Consider the following 20643-nt stretch of genomic DNA (forward strand, 5'->3'; position numbering starts at 1 on the left):
GGCCCCTCTTCGACAACCCCAATTACAGTTCTACCCCAACTCGGACGATATCAACCTGGATCGGGCCTTGCGGGGCCACCTGTCGCCGGCGTTTGTGAAGTTGTGAAAACTGGAGATCGGGAATGATGTCTGACGAAGTTCACAGCGTGACGCCCCTGCATCTGCACCCCTCCCTCCGCAGCCGCGGACGCCGCGTCGTCATCCTCATGGCACTGCTTGTCATCCTCGGCCTCGGCGACCTCTACGCCACGATCATGCACCTGACCAGCATCGGCATGGACGAAGTCAACCCCATCGGCGCTTACCTCATCCGCGCCAATTCGATCCTCGGACTCATGCTCTTCAAGTTCGGCACGATGGGCCTGACCATCGGCCTGCTCCTGAAAGTCCGCCATCGCCGCATCACCGAAGTCGCCAGTTGGGGACTCGTCTTCGTCATGGTCGCTCTGACCCTGCACTGGTATCAGTACAACATGGACATCACCCGCGAGCTGGCCAACACCAGCTACTCGCAGGTCCCCCTGCCCATGAAACTCACATTCGTCGACAACCCCGCAACCCCCGGCGCCAGCCGCTGATCACCCTTCCTTCGCCAGCGACTTGGCCATCGTCATCGCCTCCTCGCCCGTCGCGATCGCGCCTGACAACTGCGCATCGTACACCCGGTCGAGAATCTGCTTGAAGATCGGCCCGGGCGTCATGCCCTCGGCGATCAGGTCGTCGCCCGACAAGAGCGGCGTCGGCGCGACCCCCGCCGCCTGATACGCCGCCATCTGTGCCTCGAACTTGTCCATCTCAAACGCCGGCTCCGTGCAAAGCCCGATCGCCGCCTTCATCAGCCGGTGCAGCCGCGGCCAGTCGTCCCGCGCCAGCAGCCGCTTCGACTGCGCCACGTTCAGATCGAACCACATCAGCACCCGCGGCAGATTCAAAAGCAGTTCGCTCAGCGCATCGCGCACCTCGTTGGAGAGCATCAGCGCATTGCGCCACCGCCGCACGATCTGCACCACCTTGATGCGGTCCAGCGCGTCGATCATTTCGACAAGCCCGTTGGGTCGATGCGGCTCGAGGTTCCGGTCGATGAGCCACGCCGCCAGCGCCGTCGGGAAATCCGCCCACTCATCGAGCAGTGAAAGACAGATCGGTTCGCGATCGACCGTGCGCCCGTTGAGCGTGGGCTGATCCAGGTGCAGTTCGTCGATCAACCGGGCGGCGTGCGTGCGCCCCGGATGTTCGAACATCATCTGCACCTCCGCCCCGATGCGCTCGCGGCTGATCTTGGCGAGATTCGGCGCGTTGAGCTTGATCGCCTCGGCGGTGGCGGGGTCGATCTCGAAGTTGAACCGTGCGGCGAAGCGCACGGCGCGCAGCATGCGCAGGTAATCTTCCGCGAATCGTTCGGCCGGGAGCCCGATCGCGCGGATCAGCCGGCGCTCGATGTCGTGCTGCCCATCGACGTAGTCGATGACCCGGTCGGCGACGGGGTCGAAGAACAGGCCGTTGATGGTGAAGTCGCGGCGCTGCGCGTCGGTCTTCTCGTCGGTGAACTCGACGGCGTCGGGGCGCCGGCCATCGGAGTAGCCGGACTCGCTGCGGAAGGTGGCGACTTCGATCCAGCAGTGATTGACTTTGACCATGACGACGCCGAACGCCTGTCCGACGAGGCGGGCGGTCTGGAAGAGCTTGAGGACTTTTTCGGGCGGGGCGTCGGTAGCGACGTCGTAGTCGGACGGATCGTGGCCCATGAGCTGATCGCGCACGCACCCGCCGGCGAAGTACGCTGCGTGCCCTTCCCATTGGAGGACCTGCACCGCGCGCTGAGCGGCGGAGCGATGTTGTCGCGCGACGGGTTGTGGGGCGTCCTCGGCCATCGCCCGGTAGTTTAACTTTCCTCGCCCGCGCGTGCCCGCTTCAGATAATGATGCAGCGACATCGACCCGTAATTGTGCATCACGGGCTCGGGCCAGCCGTCGACGGATTCAAGCTGAATGTGCCGCTCCGCCCGCAGCACCAGTTCCGCATTGTCGCCGCACGCCGCCGCGAGCCGGCCGACCTGGGCGTACACGCGCGACCGCCCCGCCGCTTCGTACATCATCGCATACGGCGGGTCCACGAAGATGAGCCCGCACGGCCGGCGGCGCAGCATCTCGACCAGCCCCGCGCTCAGCGCATCGACGCTCAGCACCGTCGCGCGATCCGTCACCTCGAGCGTCGCGAGATTCTCCTTGAGCCGGCGGATCGCATCCCGGTCGCGGTCGACGAATGTGACATGCGCCGCGCCGCGCGACATGCATTCGAGCCCCATCGACCCGGTGCCGCAGAACAGGTCCGCCACGACCGCGTCCTCAAGCCGTCCCTCCGCCGCGAGGCGATCGAACAGCGACTGCTTGACGCGATCCGTAATCGGCCGCGTCGTCGAATCATCCGACGGCCCGATGAGCCGACGACCACGAAATGTACCGGCAATGATGCGCATGACTCTTCCGCATTCTAACAATTCACTCGTCAACCGTACGCGATTAGATAAGCGACCCAGGCGTCGGCGGCCCCGGCGGTGGGTTCTTCGATGTAGCCGTCTTCGGATTCGAAGCAGATGTGCAGTTGAGTGAAGCCGGCCTGTTCGAGCATTTCGCGCAGTTCGGGGAGGGTCCAGAGGCGCCAGCGGTAGGTGAACGCGCGTTCCCTGGCGGAGCCATCGGGGAAGCGGAAGTGAATATGGTTGACGACGTCGGCGGTGATGGGGTCGAAGGACTGCTGCTCCCATTCGTAGACGAAATCGCCGAAGCGACGTTTGTCGAGGCAGGGTTCCTGCGCATCGGGGCCGCCGTAGATGTCGAGGATCATGACGCCATCGTCGGCGAGTCGGCGGCGGGCATGGGTCAGGTACTTGACCATCGCGTCGCGCGTCTTGTAGATGCAGTGCGAGAAATTGAGCGACGCGAGCACATCGGCCCTGGCGCGACAGGCGAGCACATCGGATTCGACGAGCGTCAGGCGACCGGCCGCATCGCCGAGGGGCTTTCGGTGATGGCGCTGGGCGTAGCGCAGCACTTTGGCGTCAATGTCCACGCCGACGGCCTTGCGGTCCGGGCGGCTGCGGACCCATGTGCTCGACAGGTACGCCGTGCCGCAAAAGTCTTCGCGCAGGACGAGCGGTTCGCGGCCGATCATCTGCGCGAAGATCTCCTCGATGAAACCGATGACGACGATCGGCTGCTGCACGGCTGTCTCGTAGAGCGCGTGTTTCTCGGCGTGTCGGGCCTGGGTCATGGGCGACCACTTTGTCGCGCGATCGGCATGACGTCAAGGCGTGTCGACGGCGGCGCGATGAATTGCTACATTGCCGCGATGCCATCCCGAACAAAGAAGCATCGCCGCCGGACGCTCGCGTCGCAGGCGGACAAATACCAGTTGTATCTCGCCTCGGTGCAGGAGCCGTCGGTCGAGGTGAAGTTCTTCGATCGTGTGTTCAAGGCGGAGTACAAGCGGCCGCCGCAGACGCTGCGCGAGGACTTTTGCGGCACGGCGGCGATCTGCTACGAGTGGGTCCACCGTCGCCCCGGCCGGCGCGCCATCGGCGTCGACCTCGATCCCGAGCCGGTCGAATGGGGCAGGAAGCATCTGACTGATCCGCTGAGTCAGGAAGAACAATCGCGTGTGCGGTTGATCCTCGACGATGTGCGGACGATCGACGGCGAGAAGGCGGATGTGCTCGCGGCGCAGAACTTTTCGTTCTGGCTCTTCAAGTCGCGCGAGCAACTTCTTGAATATTTCAAGGCGGCATGCGCCCATCTGGAAGAGGAAGGGCTGATGGTGCTGGACATGATGGGCGGGTCGGAGCTGTTGCAGGACGATCACGTGGAGACGACGCGGAAGAAGGGTTTCACGTATGTGTGGGACCAGAAATGCTTCAACCCGATCACCAATGACGTCCTGTTTCAGATTCACTTCCGCTTCAAGGACGGCAGCGAAATGACCGGGGCGTTCGAATACGATTGGCGACTGTGGACGATTCCGGAGGTGCACGAATTGCTGCTGGAAGCGGGGTTCACGGCGGTCGACGTGTACTGGGAGGACGAGGACGCGGACGGGGAAGGGACGGGCGTGTTCCGCAAGCGTAAATTCGCCCCGGCGGACGCGGCATGGATCGCATACCTGGTGGCGGTCAAATAGGACGATACAGACATGGCCAAGTTTCAGGCACCCAAGGGCACGCGTGACTTCTACCCCGCCGAGATGGCATGGCGGCGTCACTTGGAAGGCATATGGCGAGCGGTGTCGGTGCGGAATGGATTCGAGGAAGTGGACGGGCCGATTTTCGAGACGCTCGATCTGTACAAGGTCAAGAGCGGCGACGGGATCGTGAGCGAGTTGTTCCACTTCAAGCGGACCGGCGGAGAGACGATGTACGCGTTGCGGCCGGAGTTCACGCCGACGCTCGCGCGGATGGTGGCGGCGAAGGCCAATGCGTTGCCCAAGCCGATCAAGTGGTTCTGCGTGCCGAATCTTTGTCGCGCCGAGCGCCCGCAGAAGGGCCGGCTGCGCGAGTTTCTTCAATGGAACATCGACATGCTCGGCCTCGACACGCCCGCCGCCGATGCCGAGGTGATTTTTACCGCCGTCGATCTGCTCCGCGCGCTGGGCCTTGAGCCGCGTCATGTCAAAGTGAAGATCAGCCACCGCGATGTCGTGCGGCGGATTCTGCTGCGACTGGGCGTGCGGGAGGACAAGGTGGTCGATGCGTTCGTGCTGCTGGACCGGCGCGAGAAGATGCTGCCCGACGAGTTCACGAAGGCGGCGGGCGAACTGGGCCTCGACGCGAGCACGATCGAGCGGTTCAATCAGGTGGCGCGGATGCGCGTGGCGAGCGATGCGGCATGGGGCGAGATCGCTTCGCAGTTCGGCATTCCGGACAAGGACCTGGAGGATCTGGCGGCGCTGCATGCGCAGCTTCGGGCGTTCGGCATCGCGGAGTGGTGCGAATACGACCTGGGCATCGTGCGCGGGCTGGCGTACTACACGGGGACGGTGTTCGAGATTCACGAAACCAGCGGGGCGCTGCGGGCGGTCGCCGGCGGCGGGCGATACGACAAGCTGATCGAGCTGTTCGACGGCCCGCCGACGCCGGCCGTGGGCTTCGGCATGGGCGACGTCGTGCTGCGTCATGTGCTCGAGGACAAGGGGCTGATACCCGCCGACGTCGCGCCGCCGGTCGATGTGTTTGTCATGACGGCCGACGAAGCGGCGCGCGAGCGCGTGACGCCGCTGGTGTCGGAGCTGCGCGGGGCGGGGATGCACGCGCGCTTCAGCTACAAGACGACGACGAATGTGGGCAAACTGCTCAAGGACGCCGCGGCGTGCCGGGCGAAATTCGCCGTCATCGTCGACGCCAAAACCCTCGACAGCGGCGAGGTGAGCGTGAAGGACATGGCCTCGGGCGATCAGACGACCGTGCGCCGCGGCGACCTGATCAGCTTCCTGAATCGGTGAGTCTCACCGCCGGCGAAACATGATGAACATCGGCGCGGCAAACATGATCATCGCGGTCGGCTCGGGCGTCAGCGCGGACCGCACCGACAGCAAGAGCGTCACATCATCGGCATAATGCCCGTCGAGTTCCGGCAAGCCCGACGGGCTGATGTTCTCCGGCGCGGAAATTGTCAGGGCGAGGTATGTCGTCGCCGTCGGCAAAAGCAGATTCACATCGACGGCTTCCCATGTGCTCGTGTCGCCGTCGGAGATGATGAAGTTGTTGCCGGACGCGAGGGGCGAACCGCTGTCGGCGGGGAAGCTCGAAGGCGAGCCGGAAAAGGCGGAGATCGTCACGAGGAATTCGGTATCGGTGGTGCTGGTGCCGAGGATGCGATTGAAGAACGCTTGAGCGTGGACGACGGCTTCGCCGGTGGCGATGTCGGCGCTGAAGGGGGCGAGGTCGACGAGCGTGATGACATCGGCGCTGGTTCCGCCGAAGGAATTGAACGCGGTGAGGTTGAACTTGAGCATCTTCGACCCGCCGTGCGGCGTGATGCCGTTCTCGGCGCCGACGATCACCGACGCATCGCCGTCCCAATCGCCGAACATCGACGGCAGCAATCCGCCGATCGATTCGTTCGTCTCGAATCCGCCGTTGGTCACGGGCACGTCGACGGCGATGGCGGTCTGCGGCGGCGTGCCGAACCAGATGAGACTGCCCCACAGCAGCGCCAGCTTCATGCAAGTCTTCATGACTCACCCTTCATTTGATTCCCGAACGACCGGACCCTGATAAGGTCAATCTATCACAGCCCGTCGCGGATGTAAACGAAATTCGCGGCGGTTCGGACCTTGTGAAGCGACGCCATCGCGGCGACACTCTTGGCATGGCCCAGCGCCGATTTCATTATGACGGGGCGTTCGAGCATTACCTTCGGGCGAAGGCGATTCCGTACGTGGCGGTGGACGAGGCGAAGAAGGCGATGCAGGGGGCGCGCAAGCTCAAGAGCTTCGATTTCGTGGTTTACGCGGAGAACGGGCCGAACCTGCTGGTCGATGTCAAAGGCCGCAAGCATTCGGGTCGCAGTCGGCGTCAGCTCGACAATTGGGTCACGCACGACGACGTCACCGACCTGCTGCAATGGGAGGAAGTGTTCGGTACGGGTTTCGAGGCGGCGCTGGTGTTCCTGTTCTGGTGCGAGGCCCAGCCGCCCGATGCGCTGTTTCATGAAATCTACGAGCACCGCGGGCGCTGGTACGCCGTACTGGCGATGCGCGTGCGGGAGTATGCCCAGCACATGACCGAGCGTAGCCCCAAGTGGAACACGGTGCACGTGCCGGCGAGCGTGTTCAACGATCGGGCCATGCCGCTCATGTCGATGCTCAACGGCGCGAACCGAACCGGCGGCCGTACGTCTAAATGAGCGAGGCGCCGCGCGGCGCCTGTTTACACTCCCTCACCCCAAGCGTATCATCATGCATATGCAACTGATACGGCGGATGACATTCGGCTTCGCGGCGACGATTCTCCTCGCCGCTTCTCAATGCTTCGCACAAATCCCCCCCAAGCCCGGTCCGCCTCCCAACGCGTCGGCCGGCGAGGTCTACATCCCCTGGGGCATCGTCGTCGGACTCATGATCATCGTCTGCTTCGGTGCATGGAAATCATCCGGAAGAACTCACCAGGACTGAATCGTCGCTGGTGCGCACGATCCATCCTTTCTCATCAAGGAGCCGGTCATGAATCGCAGAAGTCTCGGAGGACTCATCGTCCTGAACCTCGTGCTGCTGCTGGCCCTCGGGCTCGTCAGCTTCAATCCCCCCGCGGCGCAGGCCCAGCTCGGCGGCAACCGCGCCGGCGACTACGTCATGGTGTCCGGTTATACGCCCGGCCATGAAACCAGCACCGTCTACATCACCGACATGAACAACGGGCTGATGATGGCGGTCAACTATGACGTGAACCGCAAGGCCATCGTCCCCACCGCCGCCCGCAACATCGGCAGCGACTTCGCCCCCGTGGGCGGCCGCTGAGCACAAGGAGCATTCACCATGACACGCGTTCAAACCGCCTGCTACGCACTGATCGCCTCCGCCATCGTTCTCACCGCTCTGCTGCTGGTCCAGTCCTCGCAGACGCTCGTCCAGCCGGCCCACGCCGAAATGGTCGTGCACAAGGACTTCACCACCATGCTCTCGACGCGCTACCGCGCCGACACCGACATCGTCTACGTGCTCGACTCCAAGCAGGCCCGCCTGCTCGCTTACGTCCTCGATCCCAACAAGAAGACGATCGAGCTGCTGGGCGACATGGATGTGGCCAAAGCGTTCGAGGTCTGGGCCCAGAACACCGGGCAGGGCGCCGGCGGCGTCAAGCGCGTGCCGCGCTGAGCCCAGCGAGTTTTTGCCATGACCTTGAGCACCACGCCTGTTGATGCCCTTGCCGCATGGACCGCGGCCGGGCTCGCCAACGAAGCGATCGACCGTGACGACGCCGCGGCCATTATTCATGGCCGCGGCGTCGATCTCCTGCCCCTGCTCCATGCCGCCGGGCAGGTCCGCCGACACTACTTCGCCGATACCGTGACGATCCACGTTCTGGACAACGTCCGCAACGGCGCCTGCCCCGAAGACTGCGGATACTGCGGGCAGTCCAAGGATTCCGAAGCCCCCATCGCGCCCTACAAGCTCAAGAGCGTCGACGCCATCGTCGCCGACGCCGCCGCGGCGCAGCAGCGCGGGGCCTATCGCTTCTGCATGGCCCTGTCCGGACGCGGGCCCAACGACCGCGATGTCGATCACATGTGCGACGCCATCGCGCAGATCAAGGCGATGGGCATGCGCACCTGTCTTTCCGCCGGCCTCCTCGACGATGCCAAGGCCCAGCGCCTCGCAAGCGCCGGTCTTGATCGCCTCAATCACAACCTCAACACCTCCCGCCGACACTACCCCGATATCTGCTCCACGCATACCTACGACGACCGCACCGACACGCTCGCCGCCGCGAAGCGCGCCGGCATCGGCGTGTGCAGCGGGCTCATCGTCGGCATGGATGAAACCTACGACGACCTGCTCGACGTCGTCTACGCCCTGCGCGACATCCGCGCCGAGTCGATTCCCGTCAACTTCCTGCTGCCCATCGACGGCAACCGCGTCAATCATCCGACCTCCGGCGGCAAGCCGCTCGATCCCCAGTTCGTCCTGCGCATTCTGTGCATGGTCCGGCTCGTGAACCCGACCGCCGAGGTGCGCGTCGCCGCCGGGCGCGAAGTGCATCTGCGTTCGCTTCAGCCGCTCGCCCTCGCACCGGCCAATTCGCTTTTCATGGACGGCTACCTGCTCACCGAGGGCTCCGGCGCCTCCGAAACTTTGCAGATGATCCTCGACGCCGGGTATCGCCCCGTGTTCGATCAACCCGATGCGCTCCCCGCCGAGTTGCGCCGCTTCCTTGATCATCCGCAGCGCGACGTCCATCCAACTACTGACGCCGCCGTCCCCGAAATGCGCACCACGCTCAAAATCTCCGTCAAACGCTCCTGATTTCAGCCCGAAGCCCACGGTGTTCCACCGTGGGCCCCTCCAAAATCTCCACCATCCGTCCGTTCGTCGCTTCGTCCTTGACCGCAATCCGAATCGCGTGCTCCCCGAGCGTCGCGCCCATGTTGGATGCGTCCCGCAGGTAAAGCCCTTCCGCACGGCACCGCGCGACGACCGCCTTCGCCGCCGGTCCCCCAGCCGGCAGATGACACAAAAGAAAATTCGCGCACCCGTCGAGCACGTCCCACCCAAGCCGCTCCCGCAGCGCCGCCGCCAGCTCGTCGCGCAGTGCATGCGTCTGCCGCCATCGCGATTCGTAGTACGCCTCATCTTTCAGCGCCGCGATCGCCGCCGCCTGACCCGGCAGACTCACCGCCCACGGCGGCGTGATCCGCCGAAGCTCGCGTACCACGCCCGCCGGTCCGATCAGATACGCCGCACGCATCCCCGAAAGGGCCCAGACCTTCGACATCGACTTGCACACCACGATGTTCTCGCTCCCCGCCGCGATCCGCTCCATGGACTGACCCGGACCGGCGTACTCGATGTACGTCTCGTCGATCCATACGCGCGTCGACGCCGGCACATGACGCACCAGCTCCCGCATCGCTCCGCGCTCGACGAACCGGCCCGTCGGGCTGTTGGGGTTCACAAGCACGATCAGCTCGTACCCGCGCGACGCCTGCTCAGCAAGCGCACCGACATCGATCGCATATCCGTGTTCGCGATCGAGCGCGAACCGGTCGACCCGGCAGCCGATGACTTTCTCGAGCACGTGCGCGTATTCGCCGTACATCGGCTCGAGAATCAGCACACGCGACGACGGATTCAGCCAGTGCCGCAGCGCCAGAAAGATCAGGTCGCTCGACCCCGCCCCCGGCAGTACGTTCGCCGCTGCGACGCCGCGATGGCGCGCGATCGCTTCGACCATGCCTTCGCACCCCGTCGGCGGCGAGGTCTTCATCATCCACGGCAGACACGCCGTCACCGCCTCCACCACGCGCGGCGACGGATCGAACCACGCATCGAGTACATCCGCATTGATCACCGCATGCCGCCGCTCCAGCTTGTCGAGCCCCGGCCCGATCGCCTCGAAGAACGCCCCGCCGTGGTAACACTCGTCCGGCTCATGCGCCGCCGCGAACGGCGCGTCGATCCGCCAGACGACGCGATGCGCCATTCGCGCCAGCCGCGGACCAAAACGCTCCGCCGAACGGCGCAGCGACTGGATCGTGGCGTTCATCAATTCGAACCTCACCTGGCCGCTGCGCACTTCAATGCCCGCCGGTTCAAGCCCGACGCGCTGGTAAAGCTCCATGACCTCCCGCCGGCCGATGCCGACGACGCGTGTCCCGCCGCGCGCTTCGATCCACCGCAGCGCCGCCCACATCAGCAGCCCCGCCGCGTAACCATGCCGCTCCTCCCGAGGCACCGTCAGCAGGCGCACTTCATACGCGCCGTCGTCGAGCATGAACGGCAGTTCGTCGCGCTTCAGGTATTTGTCGATTGAATAACGCGCCGGCTCCCCGGTCGCCGCGTTGACCGGCGGCGTGATGCTCACGAACCCGCACAACCGGTCGCCCTCGCGCGCCGTAATGTAGTGATTGAAGTCATCGAGCGCATCGGTGAGCCGCCCCGCTTCGTTGACCGCATGCTGACCCAACTCCCGTGCGTAGACCTCGTGCCGCAGGCGGTAAATCGCCTCGCGCTCGTCCGCCTCCGCCATCGCGATCGTCAACTTCACCGCGTCCTGCATCGAACGAATCATGGCCGGCTCCTGAATCAGGAAATTGAATCCGAATGACGGATTTCAATTTCCATGCCCGATTCAGGCAAAACGATATCCTCCGCAAGCACCACCGCTTGCGCGCATCATCTCCTTCCGTCATCTGTCGGGAAACCGGACCCGGACCGGCATCGGATGCACGGCATGCGTACATCCGATGCCCAGTCCGATCAGGCCTTTCGCCCGCCCATCAGCAACGACCCGCCGCCCACGATCGCGCAGACGATGCCCGCGCCGATGAGCCAGACGGTCTTGTCCGTTGGGGAGCCCGTGAAGAAGTTGGAAAGTTTCGATGCGATTGAATCGTTCGCACCGATGCCCATCACCAGCAGCACGACGCCGATGACCAGTAGGGCCAAACCCAGGGGCTTGGTCATAAGAACCTCACAATCCCTGCACGCTCATTATAGGCGCGGGCCGGTGAGGATGCGGTCCGACAAGCTGACATTGACGCGGGGTTCGATCGGCGTGTCCTCCTCGACGCCGGCCAGCGCGGCGGCGGCGCGGGCCTTGGCGGCCTCCTGCTTGGGATAGCGCACCTCGCGGAAGCCCGTCACGGACACCGGGGTGGACAAGGCATTGAGCCATTTGCGGTACTGCGCGGGCGTGTCCCACTCGGCCTGATCGACAAGCTGTTCGTACCACGCGCGGAACTGCTTTTCGGAGCGGTGCCACTTGGGCATGAGCCCGCGCAGCCAGCGGCATCGCGCCAGCGCCGCCAGTTGCCAGTCGCGGCTGTGCCATCCGAAGCGCCACTTCCATCCGAAGATCACGAACTCGGGGCGATTGAGATGGCGATACGAGATGGTGTCGCCGCGGGCGGTGTTGACCTTGAAGCGGCGCTGATCGCGCCGGTATTTTTCCGGGCTCGTCAAAAGCGCCGCCGTGTACACCTCGTCCTTGATGAGCATCACCTTCGCGAGGTTCCAGACGACTTGCCGCGTGAGTGCGAAACCATCGGCGTGGCTGTCCTTCTTGAACACTTCGACAAGGCGCTTGCAGTAGCGCTCTGCGTAGGCGACGCCGCCCCAGATCATGCAGTCATAGGTGCGGATGATCACATCGCGCAGCAGTGGATTGTCGACCTTGGAGCCGCGCGTGGCGCGGAACGTCTGAAGCATCAAGAGGCGGAATCGGCGGGCGTAGCGCTCGCCGCGGCGTTTGGAGTACCACCCGAACTGCGCGGCGAGCATGTTGGCCTTGCGGCGAAGGGCCTGACGCGGGGTTTCGACTTCGTGGGCGAACTGGACGATGAACAGGTCCGGGCGGACGATGATCTTGCGGCCGATGTGGAATGCGCGGAGATTGCGATCCAAATCGTCCCGCCTCACGGTGCGCCGGATGGCTTTTTCAATGGCTTCGATCTTCAGCGGCAGATAGCCGGCCTGATACGCCATGCCGAGCATCATGATGTTCACATACAGCTTGGAATCGAGCAGCCGTTCGCACAGATCGCCGACGTTGAACGACAGGTAGCGCTCCGGATGCGTCTGCTTGCGGATCGTCGCTTCCAGACTCGGCACGTCGAAATCATCCTTGCCCATCAGCGCGGGAATCGTCAGCGTCTTGGCGGTATTGATGAGCGCGGCGGTGGCGTCGGGAGCGCCGACGCGGTAGCCGTATTTCGGATCGATCGCGCGTGTGCCCTCCAGCGCATCGACCGCCAGCAGCAGGTCCGCCTTGCCGTAGGGGATGACGGGCGTCGCGCCGGATTTGTCGTCGCGGGTAAAGAGGATCTGGCTGAACACGCCGCCGTTGCGGATGGCCATGCCCTTCTTGTCGAGGAACTGAACGTGGTAGCCCATCTCGTGACCGGCACTGACGAGAATCTCCGTCGCCACGCCGATGCCCATCCCGCCGACGCCCGCCAGATACGCCCGCCAGTATTTCTGATCCGCATGAATCGGGCGCGGGGCTTCGGGGATGTCCGCCAGATCGACGAACTCATCGCTGCGGCGCGGCGGCGTCTGACGCGTGATCGTCACCTGCTCGAAGCTCGGACAGGCATGAATCCGCCCGCAGGCGCCGTCGTTGACGCACCATGACGCATCGGTCTGCATCTTGGGTCCGTAATCCGTCTCGACATGCGTCAGTCCCGGGCAACCGGTTTGCGTCGTGCACTCCAGGCACATTTCGCACACTTCGGTCGCCACGTTCATGAAAGTCTTTTTGGCGAGGTAACCGGCTTCGCGTTCCTCCGCCCGCTCGGTCTGCCGCACGCGGCGCTGCGCGGTGATGCCGCATTCCTTGTCGGCGATGACGATCTTCACGCCGCCGGCGAGAATCGCGCTTTCGAGCGCCTCGCGGTAGGCGGGCCGATCCTCGGGGTTCATGCGGATGACGCGCACATCGCGCTTGTGCTTTTTGGGCACCATGCCGCGCACGACCCGCTCGATGTCCAGCGCGGTCATCGGCTGACCCATCAGATCGGTCTCGACAGCCGGGTGGCCCTGATGACCGGTCATCGCGGTGGTCTTGTTTTCGAGGATGATGTACGTGATGTCCTGCGCGGTGTTGATCGACTGGCTGATGGCGATCTGGCCGGAGTGGAAGAAGGTTCCGTCGCCCATGAAGACGATCTGCTTGTTGGTGATGAACGGATCGATGCCGCTGCCGGTCGCCCCGCCGAGGCCCATGCCGCTGTAGTTATGCATCAGCGGTTTGTTCGGCTCGAACATCAGCATCGAGTAACAGCCGGTGTCGCCATGCGCGACCAGATCGATCGGCGGCAGCTTGTACATGCGGTGCATGTACTGGGCGTCGAGCAGGTCGCGCCGCAGTTCCAGGAGCACATCCGACGAATCGCGATGCGGGCAACCGGGGCAGAAGGTCGGCGAACGCTCCGAAGCGGGGGTGACGGCGGCGGCGGTGAGTTCGATGCGGTCCAGTTCGCGCGTGAGCCGACCGTTGGTCATCTCGATCGGGAGCGTGGGGTGTTCCTTGATGAGCAGGGACAGGCGTTCGATGAGGATCGACGGATGCAGGCCGCGCGAAGCGGGGATGCCGGGCAGTTCGCGCGGGAACTTCTTGCCCCAGACCTGCGTGCGCGACTGCCCGCGCTGGACGAGCGGCGCGAGAATCGACTGAATCTGCCGTTCGACGAAGCTGCGGCGTTCCTCGATGACGATGATCTGATCCACCTGAGCGGCGAAATCCCGGACGAGGACTTCGTCGACCGGGTAGCTGAGCCCGAGTTTGAGTATGGGCAGTCGACCGGTCAGTCCCATCTCCTCCAGCGCCTGCACCAGATATGCATACCCGACGCCCGAAGCGGCGAAACCCATCGGCGCCACTTCGCCGCGCTGGGGCTTGTGCTCGATGCGATTGACGCCCAGATCGCGTGCCGCGGCGCACACCGCCGCATGTCGCTGGGGCATGGCCAGCTCGCGCTGCCACGTCCGCGGCGGCAGTAATACGAACTGATCAAGCGTGCGGCTGATGTCCTTTTCGTAACTGAGCGTGGTGCGGTGAAAGGTATTGATCTGCGGGTAGCGATTGGGGCGCACGAAGACGGAGCCCCCGCCGTCGGCCATCGCGACGGTCATCATGTACCCGATGTAAATCTGCCCTGCCCGGCCGAGCTTGAACGCGATGTCCACCCAATCCTTGACTTCCTGCGGACTCGACGGTTCGAGCATCGGCATGCGAACATGCTCCGCCATGAACCGGCTGTCCGCCGGAACCTGCGTCGAGTCCGACCACGGATCATCGCCGCACACCACCAGCACCCCGCCGTCGCCCTTCGTTCCCGCCAGTACGCCCAGCGACAGCGCATCGGAGGCGACATGCAGCCCGACGCTCTTCTGCGCCGCGATCGTGCGGCATTCGGCCATCTGCGACCCGTTGGCCATCGCCATGGCGAGCGCCTCGTTGTTGGCGATGCGCGCGACGATGCCGTGCTCGACGAGCAGCGGACTGGCCCGCTGACAGGCGTCGAAGAAACCGGCGATGGGCGAGCCGGGGTAGCCGGTCAGCAGGTGAACCCCGCCTTCGGTCTCCAGCGCGCCCTTCACCAGCAGTTCGTTGCCGGTGAATATTTCTCGCCCCGTTTCCAGGGTGAATCGAAGGTCCAGTTTCATGAAGCTCCGTCCAGACACCGCCGGGCCCGGCATCACTGATCACGCGCCGCGGCACGTTGGCGGTATGTGGGGCCACGCACCCCGTCTTCCCCACCGCGATCCATCGCTTGTTAACCCATATTGTACGAACGGGAAGCCGGACCGTGCCAGCAAAATCCGACCGAATCGCCAAATGACGCCATAACAATGATTTACACGCCCGCCGAAGCCCGCTATTTCGCCGCTTCCGTCTGCTTCGCCTTCTGCCGCCGGCGGAGCTCCGCGTCGATGAACCCCTGAATATCCCCGTCCATCACGCGCATCGGGTTCCCCACTTCGTAGCCCGTCCGCATGTCCTTGACCCGGTTGTCGTAGAACACGTAGCTGCGGATCTGCGTGCCCCATCCCATCTCGAGCTTGCCGCCCGCCTCCGAGTGACGCTCGGCCTCGCGGCGCTCCTCCTCAAGCTGCTCGAGCTTGGCCTGAAGGATCGCCAGCGCCTGCTTCTTGTTCTGCATCTGCTTGCGTTCGTTGGAGCAGACGACGGTGATGCCCGACGGGCGATGCAGGATGCGGCAAGCCGTGGCGACCTTGTTGACGTTCTGCCCGCCGGGTCCGCTGGCGCGGACGAAGAACTCAATATCACACTCCTTTTCGTCCACCTCGATATCGTTGTCCTCAAGCTCGGGGACGACGTCGACCGTCGCGAAGCTCGTCTGCCGCTTGCCCTGCGAATTGAACGGGCTCACCCGCGCCAGTCGATGCGTCCCGCGCTCGCAGATCATGTACCCGTACGCATAAGGCCCGACGACGTGCAGCGTCACATCCTTGATGCCCGCCTCTTCGCCCATGTGCTTGTCGAGCTCTTCGACCTTGAATCCAGCACTCTGGAAATAATGCAGGTACATCCGCAGCATCATCTCCGCCCAGTCATTGGCCTCCGTCCCCCCGTCGCCGGCGTAGATCGACAGGAAGCAGTTGCGATGATCATGCTTGCCGCTCAGAAGCGCCTGCGTTTCCACCGCGTCCATGCGGGATTCAATCTCGTCGAGCTTGCTCTCCACCTCGGTCTTCGTGGCCGCATCGCCCTCTTCCTCCGCCAGCTCAAACAGCACGCCGACATCCTCGACCTCCGCGGTGATTTTCTTCACGGGGTCGATCATCGCCTTGAGCGTTTTAAGCTCCGCGACAGTTTTCTGGGCCGACTCCTGGTTGTTCCAGAAGTCGGGCGCTTCCATCATTTTTTCCAGTTCCCCGAGCCGGGCGATGCGTTTGTCGAGGTTAAAGAGAGTCGCGGATCGTTAAAATCCGCGCCTGCAGGTTGTCGATGTCCGCCCTGACGTTTTCGCGTGCCATGGTCCGTCGCTCCGGTCGGGTGAGGCCAGATAATAGCCGTATGAGGCGGCCATGTCATATCCGCCGCCGCCTCGCGTACCATATCGGCATGACTCCGCTTCTGGCCGCACTCTGGCAACGCCGTCAGCCGATCATTGCCGTGATCGCCCTCATCGCGATCGCGGCGCATCTGGTGCTGCGTTTCGCCGTGCACATCACGCCGCCGGAAAATGAAGTCCCCTTGTGGATCGCGCTGGCGCTGGGCGGGACGCCGCTGGTGCTCGAACTGCTCGGCAAACTGTTCCGCGGTGAGTTCGGCTCCGATCTTCTGGCGGGCATTTCGATCGTCACCTCCGTCGTGCTCGGCGAATACCTCGCCGGCACGTTCGTCGTGCTCATGCTCAGCGGCGGCGAAACGCTCGAGGGCTACGCCGTCGCCAGCGCGTCCAGCGTGCTCAGCGCTCTGGCCCGCCGCATGCCCGCCGTCGCGCACCGCCGCACCGATGGACAGATGATCGACATCCCGCTCGATCAGATCGCCGTCGGCGACACCATCGCCATCTACCCCCACGAAATCGCCCCCGTCGACGGCGAAGTCCTCGAGGGCCACGGCGTCATGGACGAGTCCTACCTGACCGGCGAGCCGTACCAGATGAGCAAAACCCCCGGGTCCGAAGTCCTCTCCGGCTCCATCAACGGCGAATCCGCACTGGTCATCCGCGCCGCGAAACTGCCCATCGATTCGCGCTACGCCAAGATCATGCAGGTCATGCGCGAAAGCGAGCAGCACCGCCCCAAGCTGCGCCGCCTCGGTGATCAGCTTGGCGCGTGGTACACCCCCGCCGCCGTGCTGCTGGCGATCGCCGCGTGGATCATCAGCGGCGACGCCGTCCGATTCCTCGCCGTCCTCGTCGTCGCCACGCCCTGCCCGCTCCTCATCGCCATTCCCGTCGCCATCATCGGGTCCATCTCCCTCGCCGCCCGGAGGGGCATCATCATCCGCGACCCCGTCGTCCTCGAAAAAATTGACACCTGCCGCACCGCCATTTTCGACAAGACCGGCACACTGACCTACGGCGAGCCGAAGCTGACCGAACAACTTGTCGCCCCCGGCTCCGACCGCGCCCAGGTGCTTAAACTCGTCGCGGACCTTGAGCGTTACTCCAAGCATCCGCTGGCCGAGGCCGTCGTGCGGACCGCCGACGCCGAGCATCTTCCGCGTCAGACCGTCCGTCACATCAGCGAAAAGCCCGGCGAGGGATTGCGCGGGCAGGTCGATGGCCACACCGTCACCATCACCAGCCGCTCGCTGCTCGCCCGCACCAATCCGTCATTGCTCGCCGTCTTGCCCGAACAGGCGGCGGGGCTTGAGTGCATCGTACTCGTCAACGATCAGTACGCCGCCACGTATCGCTTCCGTGACGAGCCCCGCACGGAGGGCCGGTCGTTCATTCATCACCTTGGCCCCAAGCATCATTTCGATGACGTGCTGCTTGTCAGCGGCGATCGCGAATCGGAAGTCCAATACCTCGCGGATCGTGTGGGCATCACGCAGGTGTACGCCGCTCAAAGCCCTGAGCAGAAGGTCGCCATCGTGCGTGACGCGGCGGCCCAATCGCCGACGGTTTTCCTCGGCGACGGCATCAACGACGCCCCCGCCCTGACCGCCGCCACCGTCGGCATCGCCTTCGGGTCCCACAGCGATGTGACCACGCAGGCCGCCGGCGCCGTGATCATGGATACGTCACTACAGAAAGTGGACGAGCTGATGCACATCGGCCGGCGCATGCGCTCGATCGCGCTGCAAAGCGCCGTCGGCGGCATGGCCCTGAGCATCGTCGGCATGCTCATCGCCGCCGCCGGCTACCTGCCGCCGGTCGCCGGCGCCATTTCGCAGGAAGTCATCGACGTGCTGGCGGTCGCCAACGCATTGCGCGTGGCGATCCCGCCCAGATCGCTGACGGATTTCTGAGCCGCTTGCGGCTTGGCCATCAGAGTACGGCCTTGATCGCGTCGCAGAGGGGGCCGATGTTTTTGTCGGTGATGCCGGCGACGTTGATGCGGCCGGAGCCGACGATGTAGATGGCGAACTGGTCGCGCAGTTTCTGCACCTGTTCCTTGGTGAGCCCTGAGAAGCTGAACATGCCGCGCTGGTGGATGATGAACGAGAAGTCGCGGGCGATGCCCTTGACCTTGAGGGTGTCGACGAGCAGGTGGCGCATGCCGTTGATGCGGCTTCGCATCTCGGCGACTTCCTTTTCCCACTGGGCCTTGAGGGCCGGGTCGGTGAGGATCGTCGTGACGATGGCGGCGCCGTGGGCGGGCGGGTTGGAGTAGTTGGAGCGAATGGTGACCTTGATCTGACTCGCCACGGCCTTGATGTGCTCAGGCGACTTGGCCACAGCCGTGATCGCGCCGACGCGCTCGTTGTAGAGGCCGAAGTTCTTGGAGAAGCTCGAGCAGATGAGCAGTTCATCGACGTGCTCGCACAGGGCCAGCAGACCCGCCGCGTCCTCGCTCAACCCGTCGCCGAAGCCCTGATAGGCGAAATCGACGAGCGGGAAGATGCCGCGCTTGGCAAGGGTTTCGCCGATCTTTTTCCACTGCTCGATCGTCGGATCGACGCCCGAGGGATTATGGCAGCAGCCATGCAGCAGCACGACGTCGCCGGGGCCCATCGTGTTGAACGTCGCCATCATGGCGTCAAAGTCGAGCGCCCGCTGCGCCTTGTCGAGATACGGATAGCTCTTGACGCTCAGCCCGGCCGCTTCAAAGACCGCGTTGTGGTTGGCCCAAGTGGGATTGCTCACCCAGACGGTCGGCTTGTTGTGGAGCCGGGCGAGGTAGTCGCCGGCGACGCGCAGGGCGCCGGTGCCGCCGGGAGTATGAGCAGTGAATGCACGCCCGCCGGTCACGACCGGATGGGCCTCGCCGAACATGAGTTTCTGCACGGCCGTACCGTACACAGGATCGCCGCTGATGGGCTTGTAGCCCTTGCTGGTCTCCCCGGCGAGCAGGCGTTTTTCCGCTTCCTTGACCGACGGGAGGATCGGCGTCTTGCCCGTCGCGTCCTGATAGACGCCCACGGACAGGTTGATCTTGCTCGGGTTCTTATCTTCCTTGAACGCGTCGGTGAGCCCGAGGATCGGGTCCGGCGGCGCGGTGGTCACGTGCTCAAACATGGGATTTCAGCGCTTCGTAAAAAAAGGGTGATTGTTGCAGTGCCTCGAACAGGGCGGTAGCTTAACGCGATGATCGTATGACGCAACCCGTGTCCAAACCACCCGCCCGAACATGGAGTTCCCCCGATGCGTAAAGTCCTGCCGGCGATGTTTCTGCTTGCGATGTGCTGCCAACAGCTTCGGGCCGAGGATCAGGCCTGGATCGACCCCCAGACCGCCGCAGCCGAGGACCCGGACTTCGTGCTGCAAGGCGAATACGCCACGCCGCGGACAAGCGAAAAGGAAGGCCGCATTTACGCCCAGGTCATCGCGCTGGGCAAGCACCACTTCCGCCTCGTGCGCTACGTCGGCGGACTGCCCGGCGCCGGGTGGGACGGCGAGGCGCCGATGCAGTATGAGGCCGATGCGCAGGACAATGCGGTCCACTTCAAAGGCCCCAACTCCGAGGAAGTGCTCACCCTCGCCGACGGCAAGATCGAGTCGAGCATGGCGGGCGATCCGGCGCTGAAGATCGAGCGGCTGAGCCCGACGCTCGGCGCAAAGCCGCCCGAAGGCGCGACCGTCCTGTTCGACGGCACGAAGGAAACCTTCGAGAAACAATGGAAAAACAGCCACATGTCCGACGACGGCCTGCTCATGCAGGGCGCCACGACCAACATGCTCGTTCAGGATTGCACGCTCCACGTCGAGTTCCGCCTGCCGTACAAACCCGACGCACGCGGTCAGGGCCGGGGCAACAGCGGGCTTTACCTGCAAAGCCGCTACGAGGTGCAGATGCTCGACAGCTTCGGCCTCAAGGGCGAGGACAACGAGTGCGGCGGCATCTACCGCATTTCCAAGCCGAAGGTCAACATGTGCGCTCCGCCGCTGACCTGGCAGACCTACGACGTCGACTTCACCGCCGCCGAGTACGACGCCAACGGTGCCAAGACCGCCAACGCCAAAATCACCGTCCGGCACAACGGCGTGATCATTCAGGAAAATGTCGAGATCGGCGGGCGGACCACTTCGTCGCCCCTGGCCGAATCCCCCGAGCCCGGGCCCATCTATCTGCAGAACCACGGCAATCCGGTCCGCTATCGCAACATCTGGATCATCCCCAGGTAACCCCCCGCCCGCTGCGCGAATTTCCCCACGCGCATCGCCGTGGCGACTGACACGGCTCCGCCGCGGTTTCACCATCCGTGATATTTCCCGCAAATCGTGGGGAAAATTCGGCGGGTTTGCGGTTGCTGCGCGCACGGTGCGCATGCGTGAGGCAATTTCGTCTTTG

At 64.2% G+C, this 20643-nt stretch carries 18 protein-coding genes; 10 read left to right on the forward strand and 8 right to left on the reverse strand.

The window, feature by feature from the left end; genetic code table 11:
* Window positions 1-125: 125 nt before the first annotated feature.
* On the forward strand, window positions 126-578 hold the full coding sequence (locus tag GC162_15995; protein ID MBI1370142.1) for a hypothetical protein: 453 nt from the start codon (window positions 126-128) through the stop codon (window positions 576-578).
* Here the strand turns inward: GC162_15995 and GC162_16000 are convergent, their stop codons facing one another.
* Window positions 579-1871 (reverse strand): CCA tRNA nucleotidyltransferase, encoded by a 1293-nt coding sequence (locus GC162_16000; GenBank protein MBI1370143.1) that lies wholly within the window; start codon window positions 1869-1871, stop codon window positions 579-581.
* An 11-nt stretch (window positions 1872-1882) separates the two neighbouring features.
* Window positions 1883-2764, reverse strand: a complete 882-nt coding sequence (locus GC162_16005; GenBank protein MBI1370144.1) for a methyltransferase — start codon at window positions 2762-2764, stop codon at window positions 1883-1885.
* A 584-nt stretch (window positions 2765-3348) separates the two neighbouring features.
* Here GC162_16005 and GC162_16010 point away from each other — a divergent pair.
* Window positions 3349-4173: a class I SAM-dependent methyltransferase gene (locus GC162_16010; GenBank protein ID MBI1370145.1), complete on the forward strand. Its 825-nt coding sequence runs from the start codon at window positions 3349-3351 to the stop codon at window positions 4171-4173.
* Between the two features lie 12 nt (window positions 4174-4185).
* Entirely contained in the window at window positions 4186-5490 is a 1305-nt protein-coding gene (locus GC162_16015) for a histidine--tRNA ligase (GenBank protein ID MBI1370146.1), read from the forward strand.
* A 3-nt stretch (window positions 5491-5493) separates the two neighbouring features.
* On the opposite strand, the gene GC162_16020 is transcribed toward GC162_16015, so the two are convergent.
* Window positions 5494-6225 (reverse strand): hypothetical protein, encoded by a 732-nt coding sequence (locus tag GC162_16020; protein MBI1370147.1) that lies wholly within the window; start codon window positions 6223-6225, stop codon window positions 5494-5496.
* A 134-nt stretch (window positions 6226-6359) separates the two neighbouring features.
* Between GC162_16020 and GC162_16025 the strand changes: the two genes are divergently transcribed.
* From GC162_16025 to bioB, 5 genes are read left to right on the forward strand one after another with little or no spacing between them, the layout of a single operon-like run.
* Window positions 6360-6896, forward strand: a complete 537-nt coding sequence (locus GC162_16025) for a hypothetical protein (protein ID MBI1370148.1) — start codon at window positions 6360-6362, stop codon at window positions 6894-6896.
* Window positions 6897-6954: 58 nt separating this feature from the next.
* The gene (locus GC162_16030) at window positions 6955-7164 is read left to right on the forward strand and encodes a hypothetical protein (protein ID MBI1370149.1); all 210 of its coding nucleotides are present in this window, start codon (window positions 6955-6957) and stop codon (window positions 7162-7164) included.
* Between the two features lie 48 nt (window positions 7165-7212).
* Window positions 7213-7506, forward strand: a complete 294-nt coding sequence (locus GC162_16035) for a hypothetical protein (protein MBI1370150.1) — start codon at window positions 7213-7215, stop codon at window positions 7504-7506.
* Between the two features lie 18 nt (window positions 7507-7524).
* Window positions 7525-7863 carry a hypothetical protein gene (locus GC162_16040; GenBank protein ID MBI1370151.1) on the forward strand — a complete coding sequence of 113 codons (339 nt, stop codon included), beginning with the start codon at window positions 7525-7527 and terminating at the stop codon, window positions 7861-7863.
* 18 nt (window positions 7864-7881) lie between these two features.
* Complete coding sequence (gene bioB / locus GC162_16045; protein ID MBI1370152.1) at window positions 7882-9012, forward strand: biotin synthase BioB; 1131 nt, start codon at window positions 7882-7884, stop codon at window positions 9010-9012.
* On the opposite strand, the gene GC162_16050 is transcribed toward bioB, so the two are convergent.
* From GC162_16050 to GC162_16065, 4 genes are all read right to left on the reverse strand, one after another.
* Window positions 8999-10777, reverse strand: a complete 1779-nt coding sequence (locus GC162_16050) for an aminotransferase class I/II-fold pyridoxal phosphate-dependent enzyme (protein ID MBI1370153.1) — start codon at window positions 10775-10777, stop codon at window positions 8999-9001. The two genes, bioB and GC162_16050, sit on opposite strands and share 14 nt — an antisense overlap.
* Window positions 10778-10965: 188 nt before the next feature.
* On the reverse strand, window positions 10966-11172 hold the full coding sequence (locus tag GC162_16055) for a DUF3185 family protein (protein MBI1370154.1): 207 nt from the start codon (window positions 11170-11172) through the stop codon (window positions 10966-10968).
* A 27-nt stretch (window positions 11173-11199) separates the two neighbouring features.
* On the reverse strand, window positions 11200-14874 hold the full coding sequence (locus tag GC162_16060) for an indolepyruvate ferredoxin oxidoreductase (GenBank protein ID MBI1370155.1): 3675 nt from the start codon (window positions 14872-14874) through the stop codon (window positions 11200-11202).
* Window positions 14875-15086: 212 nt separating this feature from the next.
* Complete coding sequence (locus tag GC162_16065) at window positions 15087-16121, reverse strand: peptide chain release factor 2 (GenBank protein MBI1370156.1); 1035 nt, start codon at window positions 16119-16121, stop codon at window positions 15087-15089.
* A gap of 128 nt (window positions 16122-16249) precedes the next feature.
* On the opposite strand from GC162_16065, the gene cadA reads away from it, so the two are divergent.
* Entirely contained in the window at window positions 16250-18160 is a 1911-nt protein-coding gene (gene cadA, locus GC162_16070; GenBank protein ID MBI1370157.1) for a cadmium-translocating P-type ATPase, read from the forward strand.
* 19 nt (window positions 18161-18179) lie between these two features.
* Here the strand turns inward: cadA and GC162_16075 are convergent, their stop codons facing one another.
* On the reverse strand, window positions 18180-19370 hold the full coding sequence (locus GC162_16075; protein ID MBI1370158.1) for an aminotransferase class I/II-fold pyridoxal phosphate-dependent enzyme: 1191 nt from the start codon (window positions 19368-19370) through the stop codon (window positions 18180-18182).
* 126 nt (window positions 19371-19496) lie between these two features.
* On the opposite strand from GC162_16075, the gene GC162_16080 reads away from it, so the two are divergent.
* Complete coding sequence (locus GC162_16080; protein MBI1370159.1) at window positions 19497-20477, forward strand: DUF1080 domain-containing protein; 981 nt, start codon at window positions 19497-19499, stop codon at window positions 20475-20477.
* Window positions 20478-20643 lie beyond the last annotated feature (166 nt).

It is taken from the genome of Planctomycetota bacterium, assembly GCA_016125255.1.
Lineage (GTDB): Bacteria > Planctomycetota > Phycisphaerae > Phycisphaerales > Zrk34 > RI-421.

Bases quoted from the DNA above. Each gene is read 5' to 3' on its own strand.
- GC162_16005 (MBI1370144.1), bottom strand. From the start codon at position 2,764: ATGGGAGCAGCAGTCCTTCGACCCCATCACCGCCGACGTCGTCAACCA.
- GC162_16030 (MBI1370149.1), top strand. From the start codon at position 6,955: ATGCAACTGATACGGCGGATGACATTCGGCTTCGCGGCGACGATTCTC.
- GC162_16055 (MBI1370154.1), bottom strand. From the start codon at position 11,172: ATGACCAAGCCCCTGGGTTTGGCCCTACTGGTCATCGGCGTCGTGCTG.
- GC162_16080 (MBI1370159.1), top strand. From the start codon at position 19,497: ATGCGTAAAGTCCTGCCGGCGATGTTTCTGCTTGCGATGTGCTGCCAA.
- GC162_16050 (MBI1370153.1), bottom strand. From the start codon at position 10,777: ATGATTCGTTCGATGCAGGACGCGGTGAAGTTGACGATCGCGATGGCG.
- GC162_16025 (MBI1370148.1), top strand. From the start codon at position 6,360: ATGGCCCAGCGCCGATTTCATTATGACGGGGCGTTCGAGCATTACCTT.
- GC162_16060 (MBI1370155.1), bottom strand. From the start codon at position 14,874: ATGAAACTGGACCTTCGATTCACCCTGGAAACGGGGCGAGAAATATTC.
- GC162_16020 (MBI1370147.1), bottom strand. From the start codon at position 6,225: ATGAAGACTTGCATGAAGCTGGCGCTGCTGTGGGGCAGTCTCATCTGG.
- bioB (MBI1370152.1), top strand. From the start codon at position 7,882: ATGACCTTGAGCACCACGCCTGTTGATGCCCTTGCCGCATGGACCGCG.
- GC162_16000 (MBI1370143.1), bottom strand. From the start codon at position 1,871: ATGGCCGAGGACGCCCCACAACCCGTCGCGCGACAACATCGCTCCGCC.
- cadA (MBI1370157.1), top strand. From the start codon at position 16,250: ATGAGGCGGCCATGTCATATCCGCCGCCGCCTCGCGTACCATATCGGC.
- GC162_15995 (MBI1370142.1), top strand. From the start codon at position 126: ATGTCTGACGAAGTTCACAGCGTGACGCCCCTGCATCTGCACCCCTCC.
- GC162_16075 (MBI1370158.1), bottom strand. From the start codon at position 19,370: ATGTTTGAGCACGTGACCACCGCGCCGCCGGACCCGATCCTCGGGCTC.
- GC162_16040 (MBI1370151.1), top strand. From the start codon at position 7,525: ATGACACGCGTTCAAACCGCCTGCTACGCACTGATCGCCTCCGCCATC.
- GC162_16015 (MBI1370146.1), top strand. From the start codon at position 4,186: ATGGCCAAGTTTCAGGCACCCAAGGGCACGCGTGACTTCTACCCCGCC.
- GC162_16035 (MBI1370150.1), top strand. From the start codon at position 7,213: ATGAATCGCAGAAGTCTCGGAGGACTCATCGTCCTGAACCTCGTGCTG.
- GC162_16010 (MBI1370145.1), top strand. From the start codon at position 3,349: ATGCCATCCCGAACAAAGAAGCATCGCCGCCGGACGCTCGCGTCGCAG.